The following is a 14060-nucleotide window of genomic DNA, read 5'->3' as shown; positions in this document are numbered from 1 at the left end:
CGCCAGTCAGCTCTGAACAGGACTGACTGGCAACGCGCTATGGCTTTATGGACGATAAACTTTGACGTTCTTAAAGCCCTGCTCATGCAGGTAGAGCGCCTGAAGACGGCTCATCACACCGCGATCGCAGTAGAGCAGCCAGGTGCGGTTCTGGTCGAGATTGCCAAACTGAGTGCTGAGTTTGTAGAACGGCAGCGACTTCACTTCCGTGGCATTCAGCGTCAGCGGATTATCTTCCTGCTCATCAATGGCACGGATATCCAGCACCACATCGTTTTCACTCAGCAGGGCAACGGTTTCCACTTCCACCACGTCCTCTTCAGTCTGTTCGGCGATAGTGCGGATATCGACATTCGTCGCCTCTTCAACAACCCGATCCAGAATGGTGAAGTCGAAATTCTGCTCTTCCGCCTCGATCTTTGCCTTGACCGCTTTCACCGTCGGGCTTTTTGAGATTACGCCACAATATTCCGGCATGGTGCTGGCAAAATCTTCGGTGCCGATCTCGCGGGCAACTTTGATGATGTGTTCTTTATCGTGCGAAATCAGGGGACGCAGAATCAGCGTGTCGGACGCATTATCAATCAGACGCAGATTGGTCAGCGTCTGGCTCGACACCTGACCGACCGCTTCACCGGTGACCAGTGCCTGCACACCGTAGCGCTCTGCAATCGTCGAGGCGGCACGTACCATCATGCGCTTCAGCACCACGCCCATCTGTCCGTCATCCACTTTTTCCAGAATCTCGCCCACCACTGGCTCAAAATTGATGGCCACGAAACGCACGCGGTGTGAACGGCCAAAACGATTCCACAGATAGTGCGCCACCTGACGGACACCAATCTCGTGCGCCGCGCCGCCCAGATTAAAGAAGCAGTAGTGCACGCGACTGCCACGGCGCAGCAGCATGTAACTGGAGACACCGGAGTCAAAACCACCGGAAATCAGCGACAGCACATCTTCCTGCGTACCGATCGGGAAACCGCCCAGGCCTTCATAGCGTGCGGTCACCAGCGTCAGTCGGTTCTCTTCAATCTCAAGATGCACCGTCATGTCCGGATTTTTAAGCTGCACGCGGGCACTTTCAATATGCTGATTCAGGCCGCCGCCGACATAACGCTCCACATCCTGCGAACTGAAGCTATGCTTACCACGACGTTTTACACGTACGGCGAAGCTTTTTCCTTCCAGACTGTCGCGATACTGCGCCAGCGTTTGTTCAAAGATGTGATGGACATCGGTGTACTCACGATCTTCGACCGCTAAAACGTGATGGATCCCCGGAATGCGCGTCAGCTCATCGGGAATAATGTCCCGCAGTGCCGGATTTTTTGACCGCACTTCAATGTGATCCCAGAAACGCACAACGGCGATATCGTCGCTCACGGTTTTCAGGACATTACGAATATTGCTGGCAAGAATCTTGATAAAGCGCAAACGCACCGACTGACTCTTGATGGTGATTTCTGGAAATAACTTGATGATAAACTTCATGGCGACACAGCTTCGTTGGGCAAATAAGTGCTAAAACAGGCAGCACTTAGCTGGTAAAATCACAAAATTGCGGGCTGCAAGGCGCAACCGCATCCGAGGCGCGGGAGTATATCACCTTTGTCAGGTGACTGCTTCTTCATCAGCCGCCGCATTGATTATTTTGCTAATCATAGGCTCTCAGCTACCATGACCGATTGCGAAATAATGTCCCAACCGTGAGTCGACACGAAATATGCCGAAAAAAGCCGAACAGCCAGCCAGCTTTGAAACGTCATTGCAGCAGCTGGAGCAGATTGTCAGCCGTCTGGAAAGTGGTGAACTGCCGCTGGAAGAGGCCCTGAATGAGTTTGAGCGCGGCGTACAGCTGGCGCGTACGGGTCAGCAGACGCTGCAGCAGGCTGAACAGCGCGTCCGTATTCTGCTGAATGAAGATAAAGACGCCGACCTCACTGCTTTCACGCCGGAAAACAACTAATGGATTTTGCCCGCTTACTCGACGATCGTCAGCAGCAGGTTAACGCTGCGCTGACGCGTTTTATAGAGCCACTTCCTTTTCAGAGTTCTCCTCTGGTGAATGCCATGCATTATGGGGCATTATTAGGCGGTAAACGCCTGCGTCCTTTTCTGGTCTACGCTACCGGTGAAATGCTCCACGCCGACCCGGCGAGTCTGGATGCGCCCGCCGCCGCGGTTGAATGCATTCATGCGTACTCTCTGATTCACGACGATCTCCCTGCGATGGATGATGATGCACTGCGTCGCGGGCAGCCAACCTGTCACATTAAGTATGGCGAAGACACCGCGATTCTGGCGGGCGACGCCCTGCAGACGCTGGCCTTTTCCATTCTGGCCGATGAAGCGATGCCTGGTGTCAGCGCGGAATATCGTCTGAAAATGCTCTCCGAACTGGCACAGGCCAGCGGCGTTGCCGGGATGTGTGGCGGACAGGCACTGGACTTAGCCGCAGAAGGCAAACAGGTCGATCTCGATCAGCTGGAACAGATCCATCGCCACAAAACCGGCGCCCTGATCCGTTCCGCCGTGCGCCTGGGGGCTCTGGCGGCCGGCGATGCGGGCCGTGACGCGCTGCCGCTGCTGGACCGCTATGCCGCAGCGATCGGTCTCGCCTTTCAGGTGCAGGACGATATTCTGGATGTGGTGGGTGACACGGCAGTCATCGGAAAACGTCAGGGTGCCGATGAGCATCTTGGAAAAAGCACCTATCCTTCATTGTTAGGCCTTGAAAATGCCCGTGCTAAAGCGCGGGATTTGTATCAGGAAGCTCTTGATGCTTTAGAAATGCTCGCTGCGCACTCTTATAACACCACAGCACTGCAGGCGCTGGCGAGCTTCATAATTGAACGCGACAAATAACTTCCATAATGAGTCTCTGATGAGTTTTGATATTGCTAAATACCCGACACTGGCGCTGGCAAACACGGTTCAGGAGCTGCGCGCCCTGCCCAAAGAGAAGTTGCCTGCGCTGTGTGATGAACTGCGTCAGTATCTGTTAGACAGTGTGAGCCGCTCCAGCGGCCATTTTGCGTCGGGTCTGGGCGTAGTCGAACTGACGGTCGCGCTGCATTATGTCTACAACACGCCCTTTGATCATCTGGTCTGGGATGTGGGTCATCAGGCTTATCCCCATAAAATTCTGACGGGTCGCCGCGATCGCATCGGCACCATCCGTCAGAAAAATGGCGTACACCCGTTTCCGTGGCGTGGCGAAAGTGAATATGACGTACTGAGCGTGGGTCACTCCTCCACCTCCATCAGTGCCGGTCTGGGCATGGCGGCCGCGGCTGAACGTGAAGGTCAGGGTCGCCGCACCGCCTGCATCATTGGCGACGGCGCCATTACTGCTGGGATGGCGTTTGAGGCGATGAACCACGCCGGCGATATCAAGCCGGACATGCTGGTGATCCTCAACGACAACGAAATGTCGATCTCGGAGAACGTTGGTGCGCTGAACAACCGCCTGGCGCAGATTCTGTCGGGCAAAACCTATTCCCGTCTGCGCGAAGGCAGCAAACGGGTGCTGACCAGCCTGCCGCCAATCAAAGAACTGGTCAGGCGCACCGAAGAGCACCTCAAGGGGATGGTCGTACCGGGGACGCTGTTTGAAGAGCTGGGCTTTAATTACATCGGTCCGGTGGACGGTCATGATGTCCTGACGCTGGTGAATACGCTGAGCAACATGCGCAACCTCAAAGGGCCGCAGTTCCTGCATATCATGACCAAAAAAGGCAAAGGCTACGCACCAGCTGAAGAAGATCCGATTGCCTGGCACGCGGTGCCTAAATTCGATCCTGCCATTGGTGAACTGCCTAAAAGCGCAGAGGGTCTGCCGAGCTATTCGAAAGTCTTCGGTAACTGGCTGTGCGAGATGGCCGCAGATGATCCGAAACTGATGGCGATCACCCCGGCGATGCGTGAAGGTTCCGGCATGGTGGCCTTCTCACGTAAATTCCCGAAACAGTATTTTGATGTCGCGATTGCCGAGCAGCATGCGGTCACCTTCGCAGCGGGTATGGCGATTGGCGGCTACAAGCCCATTGTTGCCATCTACTCCACTTTCCTGCAGCGCGCCTACGATCAGCTGATCCATGATGTCGCCATCCAGAAACTGCCGGTCCTGTTTGCTATCGATCGCGGTGGTATTGTCGGTGCAGATGGTCAGACCCATCAGGGCGCATTTGACCTCGCCTATCTCCGCTGTGTGCCGGATATGGTGATCATGACCCCGAGCGATGAAAACGAGTGCCGCCAGATGCTTTATACCGGCTATCACTATCAGGATGGCCCCAGCGCCGTGCGCTATCCGCGTGGCAACGGCGTCGGCACGCCGCTGGCGCCGCTGCAGAGCCTGCCACTGGGTAAAGCCGTGGTGAAACGTCAGGGTGAAAAGCTGGCGATCCTGAACTTCGGCACGCTGTTGCCGGAAGCCGCCGCCACCGCAGACGCACTGAACGCCACGCTGGTCGATATGCGCTTTGTGAAGCCGCTGGATGAAGTCCTGATCGCCGGGCTTGCTGCCACGCACGACTCGCTGGTCACGCTGGAAGAAGGCGCGATCAAAGGCGGTGCCGGGAGTGGCGTCAATGAATTTGTGATGGCGAAACGCCTGGCTGTGCCGGTGCTGAACATTGGTCTGCCCGACGAATTCATTCCGCAGGGTACGCAGGATGAAATACGGCACGATTATCAGCTGGACGCGGAGGGCATTCAGCAGCAGATCGCCCGCTGGCTGGCACAGTAACGTTCTTCCTCTCTGCGCTCCCTCCGGGGAGCGCAACGCCCTGCTATGCTAAAACCTTTGCACTTTCGCAGGAGCCTCCACCATGAAAATGATTCAACTGGGTACCACAGACCTTCAGGTTTCCCGTCTTTGTCTGGGCTGTATGACCTATGGCGAGCCCACACGCGGCAATCACGCCTGGACGCTGCCGGAAGCAAGCAGCCGTCCGCTGATTCAGCAGGCGCTGGACGCAGGCATTAACTTTTTCGACACCGCCAACAGCTACTCCGATGGCAGCAGTGAAGAGATTCTGGGCCGCGCGCTGAAAGATTTTGCCCGTCGGGAAGAGATCGTGGTTGCCACGAAAGTCTATTTTCCGCTGACCAATCTGTCCCAGGGCCTGTCGCGCAAAAATATCCTGCAATCGATCGATGACAGCCTGCAGCGTCTCGGTATGGAGTATGTTGATCTGCTGCAGATCCACCGCTGGGATTATGACACGCCGCTGGAAGAGACGCTGGAAGCCCTGCATGATGTCGTACAGTCTGGCAAAGCCCGCTATATCGGCGCGTCCTCAATGCACGCCAGCCAGTTTGCCCGCGCTTTGCAGATGCAGTCAGAACAGGGCTGGCACCGCTTTGTCACCATGCAGGATCAATACAACCTGATTCAGCGTGAAGAGGAGCGTGAAATGCATCCGCTCTGCCTGAAAGAGCAGATTGCCGTATTGCCGTGGAGCCCGCTGGCACGCGGTAAGCTGACCCGCCCGTGGGGCGAAAACACCGCGCGATCCGCCTCTGATCAGGTGATGGCAAAGCTCTATGACAATACGGAAGAGAACGATGCGGCAATCGCCGGGCGACTGGCGCAGGTGGCGGAAAGCAAAGGCGTCACCCGGGCGCAGGTGGCGCTCGCCTGGCTGCTGAGCAAGCCTGCCGTCACCGCACCGATTATCGGCGCGTCCCGTGCGGAGCAGTTTGAAGATCTGGTGAAGGCGGTCGAGGTCACGCTGAGTGACGAGGAGATAACCCTGCTGGAAGAGGCTTACCAGCCACATCAGGCGGTGGGATTCGAATAATGCCAGACGTGACGCCCTGCCCGGGCGTCACACCCTTCGTAAAGCGGGCTGAGCAGCTAGCCCGCCAGCCAGACCCCAAAGCCATAGAGCATCACCGCCGCGATCACGCCAGCAATGATGTCATCCACCATGATGCCCATGCCACCGTGAACGTTGCGATCAAACCAGCGAATCGGCCACGGCTTCCACATATCAAGGATGCGGAACAGCACAAAGCCCCCCGCGACCCACTGCCAGTTATTGACCGGAATCGCCATCAGCGTAATCCACATGCCGATAAACTCATCCCAGACAATACTGCCGTGATCGTGTACGCCCATGTCTTTAGCGGTGCGATGGCACAGGTAGACGCCAACGCAGATGCCCACCAGCACCACCAGCGAATAGAGATCCTGCGGCAGAAACGTCATCAGCCACCAGAAGGGGATGGCCGCCAGCGATCCCATGGTTCCGGGCACCACCGGACTTAACCCGCTGCCAAAACCGGTTGCCAGCAGATGCCAGGGATTGCTCATCCGCAGGCGGCTTTTCGCCACGTCGTTATTTAGTCTCAAAGTGATCGAACCCTTTATGGCGGAATGTCGCGGGCTTGCCGTTGTCCAGCAGCATCAGGCCTTCCGATGCCGGCGCTATCTGCCCGATACAGGTGTAAGGCACGCCCAGGTGACCCAGTGCCACATCGAGCGCGCCATGATTGACTTCCGGCACCGTGAAGCAGAGTTCGTAATCTTCGCCACCACTCAGCGCCCAGCGCAGCACCTGCTCGGGGTCGAAGTGATCGCGCAGTGCCGCCGAGAGCGGCAGCGCCTCCAGATTCAGGCGTGCGCCGCAGCCGCTGGCTTTCAGCACATGGCCGAGATCGGAGATCAGGCCGTCGGAGATATCCACCGCTGAAGAGGCGAGTGAACGCAGAGCCTGCCCCTGCAGAATACGTGGCATCGGGCGCAGATGGCGTTTAATCAGCGCCTCATGCACCACCGGATCGCTGATGCGGCAGTGATGCTGCAGCAGCGCCAGCCCGGCTGCACTGTCGCCCAGCGTGCCGGTCACATAGATCCAGTCGCCGGGTTTCGCACCGGAACGTTTCAGGGCACGGCCCTGCGGCACCATGCCGTGGATCGCCAGCGTCAGGCTTAAAGGCCCGCGCGTGGTGTCACCACCAACCAGCTGCATATCGTAATATTCCAGCAGTTCGAACAGACTTTCGCTGAAGGCGGACAGCCAGCCTTCATCGACCTGCGGCAGGGTTAAGGCCAGCGTAAGCCAGGCAGGATCGGCCCCCATGGCCGCGAGATCGCTGAGGTTTACCGCCAGGGCTTTGTACCCCAAATCGGCAGGATGAATATCCCGTAAGAAGTGCACACCCGCGACCAGGGTATCGGTGCTGATCGCCAGCGTCTGTTTTTCCGGCACGCTAAGTAACGCACAATCGTCACCGATGCCGAGTTCGACATCACGGCGGCTGCGTGTTCTGCGGTTGAAGTAGCGTGCGATGAGTTCAAATTCACCACAAGACATAATTACGTTCCGCTTAACCCTTTATGAAAAAAGGCCGGCAAGCCGGCCTTTTTATTTATTTACGATGGGGTCGAATTTGTGGACCGGCTTTATCCAGCACGCCGTTGACAAATTTGTGGCTGTCTTCAGCACCGAAGACTTTCGCCAGCTCAATGCCTTCGTTGATGGCCACTTTATAGGGCACATCATCGCGCTTGCTCAGCTCATAAAGCGAGATGCGCAGAATCGCTTTCTCTACCTGTCCCAGCTCTTCAAGCTGACGTGACAGGTAGGGTTTCATCAGTCCATCCAGATACGCACTGTTGGTCGCCACACCGGACAGCAGTTCGCGGAAGTAGGTAATGTCGACATCTTTGACGTCCTGTTCCGCCAGAAACTGGTATTCCACATCGGCAATGTCGTTGTTCGACAACTGCCAGGAGTAAAGCGCCTGAACAGCGCACTCACGGGCGCGACGACGAGCAGCAGGTTTCACAAAATTCCCCTTACAAAAATCAGGCTTTAATGGCTTTCAATACGTTGATCATTTCGAGCGCGGTCAGTGCCGCTTCGGCACCCTTGTTACCGGCTTTAGTCCCGGCACGTTCAATGGCCTGCTCGATGCTTTCAGTGGTCAGCACGCCAAACGCGACAGGAATATCGCTGTTCATGGCGACGCTGGCGATACCAGAGCTGGCTTCACCTGCCACATATTCGAAGTGGGCGGTGCCACCACGAATCACGGTACCGAGTGCGATAATCGCATCGTGTTTGCCGGCGTTAGCCAGCGTGCGGGCGGCCAGAGGCAGTTCATAAGCGCCCGGCACCCAGACGACGGTGATATTGTCATCTTTGACCTGGCCAATGCGTTTCAGGGCATCAACTGCGCCATCCAGCAGGCTGTCATTAATGAAGTTGTTAAAACGCGCAATAACGATGGCAACACGGGCCTCAGGCGTTGCAACAGCAGCTTCGATAACTTTCATACTTATCCTTTCAGGGGTTTGGTTAGCCCCGCGCAGGGGGGCGGATTCTATCATACTCTTGGGCGGCGTGCTCTCGCTTTTCCGACCATGCTATTGCGGCGTCAGCGTCAGGCGTAAATCGTCACCAATCTGCCGGACATCACTGAAACGGAAAGCTGGTGCGTCAGCCAGCTGGCTGAGTCCGGGCAGCTGGCACAGGCCACGCCCTTCATGACCTAACAGTTTAGGCGCGACATAGAGGATCAGCTCATCGACGACGCCCGCCTGTAATAGGGCACCTGCCAGCGCGGCGCCCGCTTCTACCCAGACGCTGTTAATCTGCCGCTGCCCCATCAGCATCATCATCGCGACCAGATCCAGCTGTTGCTCGCGCAGTGGCACCGCGATTTGCGTCACCGCCTCTGGCCAGCGTTGCTGATCCGGCTGATGGCGCATCAGCCAGGTTTCACCCGGCTGCGAAATAATCCGATGCTGCGGCGTCACGCGATTCTGGCTGTCGATGATAACCCGCACCGGCTGGCGCAGTGCCTGTTCATTCAGCAGAGCCTGGCTGTCATCATTGAGTTCGGACCAGCGCACCGTCAGGGCGGGATCGTCCGCCAGTATCGTGGCGCTGCTGCTGAGGATCGCGGCGCTCTGCGCACGCAGCTGCTGCACATCGCGACGGGCCGCCGCCGAGGTAATCCACTGGCTTTCGCCGCTGGCCATTGCCGTCCGGCCATCCAGTGATGCGCCCAGCTTGAGCTGCACCCACGGGAAGCCGGTGCGCATCCGCTTGAGGAAGCCGCGATTCAGCGCCTCCGCTTCGGCCATCATCAGGCCGTGACTGACGTCAATGCCCGCCTGGTACAGGCGGTGAAGCCCACGGCCCGCGACCTGGGGATTCGGATCCTGCATCGCGGCCACAACACGTTTCACACCGGCGGCGATCAGCGCATCGCAGCAGGGCGGCGTGCGGCCATGATGACTACAGGGTTCGAGCGTGACATAAGCGGTTGCGCCACGCGCTTTTTCGCCCGCCATGCGCAGCGCATGGACTTCTGCATGAGGTTCACCCGCACGCTGATGCCAGCCCTCCCCCACCACCTCGCCATCACGTACAATTACGCAGCCAACATTAGGGTTTGGCATAGTGGTAAAGCGGCCGCGTCGCGCCAGCTCCAGCGCGCGCGCCATATAGCGTTCGTCCATGGTTTAATCCTGTAGCCGGGCGATCTCTTCGCCAAAATCACGAATGTCTTCAAAGCTGCGGTACACCGAAGCGAAGCGAATATAGGCGACTTTATCGAGCTTTTTCAGCTCATCCATCACCAGATTGCCAATCAGTTTACTGGGGATCTCACGTTCGCCGGTGGCGCGCAGCTGGGTTTTAATATGGTTAACGGCGCTCTCAACCGCGTCGGCACTGACCGGACGCTTCTCAAGCGCCTTCATCATCCCGCTGGCCATTTTGTCTTCATTGAAGGGTTCGCGCACATCATTGCTTTTCACCACGCGGGGCATCACCAGTTCCGCCACTTCAAACGTTGTGAAGCGTTCATGACACATCAGACACTGGCGGCGGCGTCGCACCGAAGATCCTTCACTAACCAGACGAGAATCAATCACTTTGGTGTCCACAGCGGAGCAGAATGGGCAATGCATGACGTTTCCTGACGCGAGAGTGATGGGCCAGACAGTGTAACGCGAACTGCGGATCAACAAAATCTCTTCCGTGCCTTTCCTGGGATTCTCATCGCAGGATAAACGACGCTCAATTTCGTCTGCCGCAAAACGGACTACGCTTTACAGGCAACATTAAAAATTTTCCACTCACACACTGGAGGTTACATGGGGCTGTTTAACTTTGTGAAAGAGGCCGGCGAAAAATTATGGGATGCCGTGCATGGCGGCGATGACCAGAATAAAAAGCTGCAGGATCACATCAACAAGCTCGGCTTACCCGACAGTGACAAAGTTGATGTAAAGGTCAATGGCGACACCGTGACCGTAACCGGCGATGGCCTTTCGCAGGAGCTGAAAGAGAAGATCCTGATTGCGGCGGGCAACGTCGCAGGCATTACCAAAGTGGAAGACAAGGTTACCGTCACCGACGGCGCGACCGAATCTCAGCTTTACACTGTGAAAAAAGGCGACACGCTGAGCGCCATTTCCAAAGAGGTGTATGGTAACGCCAATGAGTACAACAAGATTTTCGAGGCGAACAAACCGATGCTCTCTCATCCTGATAAAATCTATCCCGGTCAGGTTTTACGTATTCCCAAATAACGGACAAGGATAACTTATGAACAGGTTGGTTTGGGCGCCGGTGGCACTTTCGCTGGTTACGCTGAGCGGCTGCAGCACAACGGCCGGTAATCCGCAGGTCAGAGAGTTGCATCAGGAAGTCACGCAGCTGAATCAGCAGATGCAGCATCTGACCACGCAGGCCAGTGCGCTGGAGATTCAGGGACAGCTTAACAGCCACTCTGAACAGGGTGCGTGGCTGGTGCCGCAGGCGAACACGCCGGTAGCACTGCAGACCCAGCTCGGCACGCTGCGGCTGACACTGTCGCCGGTCACCGCCGAAGCCAGCGGCTCGCGGGCGACCCTCACCGTTCGTTCAATGGACGATCGGCCTCTGCCCGCCCTGCATGCAACCGTCATCTGGGGTGAACTCGACCCGGCAACCGGTAAACCGCTCAACAGGGACAGTCTGAGCCAGACGGTTGCGCTGCCGGCTTCGCTGCTGCCACAGCACTCGGCGTCCATCCCGCTGCGGCTCAGCGGTCTGACACCCGAGCAGTTAGGTTATGTCCGGGTGCACAACGTGACCGGTGACGCCCCGGCCCCGACCAACCCTGCGGCATCCGCTACCCCTTAGGTCAGCGAGGCAAAAAAAAGGGCAGCCCTGAGGCTGCCCGTTTTTATTGCGCGACGCGCATTACGGCAGGATTGAAGGCTGATCGGCGCCCTCTTTCTCCACCTTCTGCACCAGCATGTGTTCACGCTTCATGCCCAGCTTCAGCGCCAGCGCCGAAGAGACATAAATGGATGAAATCGTACCGATCGCCACACCAATCAGCATGGTCAGTGAGAAGCCTTTCAGCAACGCGCCGCCAAAGATGAAGAGGATGAGGATCATCGCCAGCGTCGTCAGCGAGGTAATCAGCGTACGGCTTAAGGTCTGGGTCAGCGACACGTTCGTAATGTCGTAAGAGCTGCCGCGACGGATCTTGCGGAAGTTTTCACGAATACGGTCCGACACCACGATTTTATCGTTAAGCGAGTAGCCGATCACTGACATCAGCGAGGCGACAATGGTCAGGTCGATTTCAATGCGGAACAGCGCCAGCAGGCCGCAGGTGATAATCACGTCGTGCGCCAGCGCCAGTACTGTACCCAGCGCCAGACGCCACTCAAAGCGAAAACCGATATAGATCAGAATCGCAATCAGTGCAGACAGCAGCGCCATCGCCCCCGCCTGCGCCAGATCGCTGCCCACGCTCGGGCCGACGAACTCAATGCGCTTCACGGTCGCGTTTTGCTGGGTGGTCTGATTGATCACCGACACCACTTTATTGCCTAACTCGGTGCCGGCACCGCCGGTTACCGGCGCCATACGCACCATCACGTCGCGGCTGCTGCCAAAGTTCTGTACCAGCGGCTCGTCAAAGCCCGCTTTCACCAGCTCACTGCGCAGCGTGTCGAGGTCGGCGGGTTTCTCCAGCGCGATCTCAATCACCGTACCGCCGGTGAAATCGAGACCCCAGTTGAAGCCACGCACGCTCACGATGGCAATCGCCGCGAGGATCAGCAGTCCCGAAATGATGAAGGCCAGCTTATCCCAGCGCATAAAGTCGACGACTTTACGCCCGTGGTTCAACTGCTCAATGTTATATTCCTGTGCCACAACGCACTCCTCAGATAGACAGCTTGTTGATGCGTTTGCCACCGTAAACCAGGTTAACAATGGCACGGGTACCGATAATCGCGGTGAACATTGAGGTCGCGATACCAATTGCGGTAGTAATCGCAAAACCTTTGATCGAACCGGTGCCGACCGCGTAAAGAATGATAACTTTGATCAGGGTCGTAACGTTCGCATCGACAATACTGGAGAAGGCGCCTTTGTAGCCCTCATGAATTGCCTGCTGAACCGAGCGCCCGTTGCGCAGCTCTTCTTTAATACGTTCATTAATCAGTACGTTAGCATCCACCGCGACCGCCAGCGTTAACACGATACCGGCAATACCAGGCATGGTCAGGGTCGCCCCCGGCAACAGGGACATAATCCCGACAATCAGCACCAGGTTTACCAGCAGTGCACTGGTCGCAATCAGGCCAAACTTCTTATAGAAGATCACCATAAACAGGATCGACGCAAGCAGACCCCACAGGCAGGCTTCCAGACCCTGGGTGATGTTCTGCTGACCCATGGTCGGTCCGATAGTACGCTCTTCCACAATCTGGATAGGCGCAATCAGCGCACCGGCGCGCAGCAGCAGCGAGAGCTGACGTGCTTCGTTTGGATTGCTGATACCGGTAATGCGGAAGCTGTTCCCCAGGCGGGACTGGATGTTGGCGACGTTAATCACCTCTTCCTGTTTCACCAGAATGGAACGACCGCTGGCATCTTTTTTACCGCTGTCTTTATACTCCACAAACAGGGTCGCCATCGGCTTGCCGATATTGTCCTTGGTGAAGTTCGACATGATGTTACCGCCCGCGCCATCCAGTGAGATGTTCACCTGTGGCTGGTTGTACTCATCCATGCTGGAGGTCGAGTCGGTGATGTGGTCACCGGTCAGGATCACCCGCTTGTAGAGCACGACCGGCTGACCATCACGCATCTGCTTCACTTCCGAGTCACCCGGCACACGGCCACTGGCCGCGGCACCCGGATCCACGCTGGTGTTAACCAGACGGAATTCCAGCGTTGCGGTTGCGCCCAGAATCTCTTTGGCGCGCGCCGTATCCTGAATCCCCGGCAGCTCAACCACGATGCGATCAGAACCCTGACGCTGCACCAGCGGTTCCGCCACGCCCAGCTGGTTCACACGGTTACGCAGAATAGTAATGTTCTGCTGAACCGCATATTCACGCGCTTCACTCAGACGGGCATCGCTCATGGTGGCACGCAGGGCATCGCTGCCGCTGCTGTTGATCACCAGATCCTGATGACGTGAGCTCAGCCAGGAGATCGCCGCATCGCGGCTGGCAGCGTCACGGAAACGAATTTCCACGCCGTAGTTCGCGATTTTGTTAACGTTGGTGTAAGGGATGTTTTTGGCGCGCAGGTCGCTACGCAGCGTATCGGCATTCTGCTCCTGCAGTTTGCTGAGCGCCGTGTCCATGTCCACTTCCATCAGGAAGTGCACACCGCCCCGCAGATCGAGACCGAGTTTCATCGGCTCTGCAGACAGCAGGGACAGCCAGCGTGGCGTCGCGGGTGCGAGGTTCAGCGCGACAACGTAGTTTTCACCCAGCGCTTTCATGATCGCTTCACGGGCGCGTAACTGCACATCCGTATTGGCGAAGCGCGCGGTGATTGCCCCGTTTTCCAGCGCAACGGATTTGCTCTGGATATTATCTTGTTTTAATGCGGACTGAATTTGATCCAACGTCTGCTCACTGGCGGCGCTTCCGCGCGCACCAGTGATTTGAACGGCCGGATCCTCACCATACAGGTTGGGAAGCGCATAGAGCAGGCCGACGAGAATCACGACGACCAGCATTACGTACTTCCACAAAGGATAACGATTTAACACGGCAGTTCCCTTAGGGA

15 protein-coding genes are annotated in these 14060 nt (G+C 57.0%); 6 read left to right on the top strand and 9 right to left on the bottom strand.

Features of this window, described 5'->3' with window-relative positions:
* Positions 1-45: 45 nt before the first annotated feature.
* Positions 46-1494 carry a tRNA uracil 4-sulfurtransferase ThiI gene (gene thiI, locus ACLHDD_RS01570; RefSeq protein WP_427102656.1) on the bottom strand — a complete coding sequence of 483 codons (1449 nt, stop codon included), beginning with the start codon at positions 1492-1494 and terminating at the stop codon, positions 46-48.
* A 232-nt stretch (positions 1495-1726) separates the two neighbouring features.
* On the opposite strand from thiI, the gene xseB reads away from it, so the two are divergent.
* From xseB to ACLHDD_RS01550, 4 genes are all read left to right on the top strand, one after another.
* Positions 1727-1969, top strand: coding sequence for an exodeoxyribonuclease VII small subunit (gene xseB / locus ACLHDD_RS01565; protein ID WP_313654368.1), 243 nt, complete (start codon positions 1727-1729; stop codon positions 1967-1969).
* Positions 1969-2868 carry a (2E,6E)-farnesyl diphosphate synthase gene (gene ispA, locus ACLHDD_RS01560; protein ID WP_427102655.1) on the top strand — a complete coding sequence of 300 codons (900 nt, stop codon included), beginning with the start codon at positions 1969-1971 and terminating at the stop codon, positions 2866-2868. Before xseB ends, ispA begins: the two co-directional genes overlap by 1 nt.
* Positions 2869-2887: 19 nt before the next feature.
* Positions 2888-4753 carry a 1-deoxy-D-xylulose-5-phosphate synthase gene (gene dxs, locus ACLHDD_RS01555; RefSeq protein ID WP_427102654.1) on the top strand — a complete coding sequence of 622 codons (1866 nt, stop codon included), beginning with the start codon at positions 2888-2890 and terminating at the stop codon, positions 4751-4753.
* Between the two features lie 82 nt (positions 4754-4835).
* Entirely contained in the window at positions 4836-5810 is a 975-nt protein-coding gene (locus tag ACLHDD_RS01550; protein WP_427102653.1) for an aldo/keto reductase, read from the top strand.
* Between the two features lie 56 nt (positions 5811-5866).
* On the opposite strand, the gene pgpA is transcribed toward ACLHDD_RS01550, so the two are convergent.
* The 6 genes from pgpA to nrdR all read right to left on the bottom strand — a co-directional run bounded on the left by pgpA (position 5867) and on the right by nrdR (position 9937).
* Positions 5867-6370: a phosphatidylglycerophosphatase A gene (gene pgpA / locus ACLHDD_RS01545; RefSeq protein ID WP_427105153.1), complete on the bottom strand. Its 504-nt coding sequence runs from the start codon at positions 6368-6370 to the stop codon at positions 5867-5869.
* On the bottom strand, positions 6351-7328 hold the full coding sequence (thiL, locus tag ACLHDD_RS01540) for a thiamine-phosphate kinase (protein ID WP_427102652.1): 978 nt from the start codon (positions 7326-7328) through the stop codon (positions 6351-6353). The genes pgpA and thiL overlap by 20 nt, the downstream gene beginning before the upstream one ends.
* A 55-nt stretch (positions 7329-7383) precedes the next feature.
* The gene (gene nusB / locus ACLHDD_RS01535; protein ID WP_009091744.1) at positions 7384-7803 is read right to left on the bottom strand and encodes a transcription antitermination factor NusB; all 420 of its coding nucleotides are present in this window, start codon (positions 7801-7803) and stop codon (positions 7384-7386) included.
* Positions 7804-7822: 19 nt separating this feature from the next.
* Complete coding sequence (gene ribH, locus ACLHDD_RS01530) at positions 7823-8293, bottom strand: 6,7-dimethyl-8-ribityllumazine synthase (protein WP_111140005.1); 471 nt, start codon at positions 8291-8293, stop codon at positions 7823-7825.
* Between the two features lie 90 nt (positions 8294-8383).
* Positions 8384-9484 carry a bifunctional diaminohydroxyphosphoribosylaminopyrimidine deaminase/5-amino-6-(5-phosphoribosylamino)uracil reductase RibD gene (ribD, locus tag ACLHDD_RS01525; RefSeq protein ID WP_427102651.1) on the bottom strand — a complete coding sequence of 367 codons (1101 nt, stop codon included), beginning with the start codon at positions 9482-9484 and terminating at the stop codon, positions 8384-8386.
* Positions 9485-9487: 3 nt separating this feature from the next.
* Positions 9488-9937, bottom strand: a complete 450-nt coding sequence (nrdR, locus tag ACLHDD_RS01520) for a transcriptional regulator NrdR (RefSeq protein ID WP_009091750.1) — start codon at positions 9935-9937, stop codon at positions 9488-9490.
* Between the two features lie 186 nt (positions 9938-10123).
* Here nrdR and lysM point away from each other — a divergent pair, with 186 nt between their 5' ends.
* Together lysM and ACLHDD_RS01510 are read left to right on the top strand one after the other, a co-directional pair.
* The gene (gene lysM, locus ACLHDD_RS01515; RefSeq protein ID WP_427102650.1) at positions 10124-10561 is read left to right on the top strand and encodes a peptidoglycan-binding protein LysM; all 438 of its coding nucleotides are present in this window, start codon (positions 10124-10126) and stop codon (positions 10559-10561) included.
* 16 nt (positions 10562-10577) lie between these two features.
* Positions 10578-11156 (top strand): DUF3251 domain-containing protein, encoded by a 579-nt coding sequence (locus ACLHDD_RS01510; protein ID WP_427102649.1) that lies wholly within the window; start codon positions 10578-10580, stop codon positions 11154-11156.
* A gap of 60 nt (positions 11157-11216) precedes the next feature.
* Here ACLHDD_RS01510 and secF read toward each other — a convergent pair whose 3' ends face one another.
* Positions 11217-12185 carry a protein translocase subunit SecF gene (gene secF / locus ACLHDD_RS01505; protein ID WP_427102648.1) on the bottom strand — a complete coding sequence of 323 codons (969 nt, stop codon included), beginning with the start codon at positions 12183-12185 and terminating at the stop codon, positions 11217-11219.
* Positions 12186-12195: 10 nt separating this feature from the next.
* Positions 12196-14043, bottom strand: coding sequence for a protein translocase subunit SecD (secD, locus tag ACLHDD_RS01500; RefSeq protein ID WP_427102647.1), 1848 nt, complete (start codon positions 14041-14043; stop codon positions 12196-12198).
* Positions 14044-14060 lie beyond the last annotated feature (17 nt).

Origin of the sequence: Pantoea sp. NSTU24 (assembly GCF_050157905.1) — a bacterium.
Lineage (GTDB): Bacteria > Pseudomonadota > Gammaproteobacteria > Enterobacterales > Enterobacteriaceae > Pantoea.
Note: the sequence above shows the minus strand (reverse complement) of the source record. Positions and strands in the feature narration are given on the sequence as shown.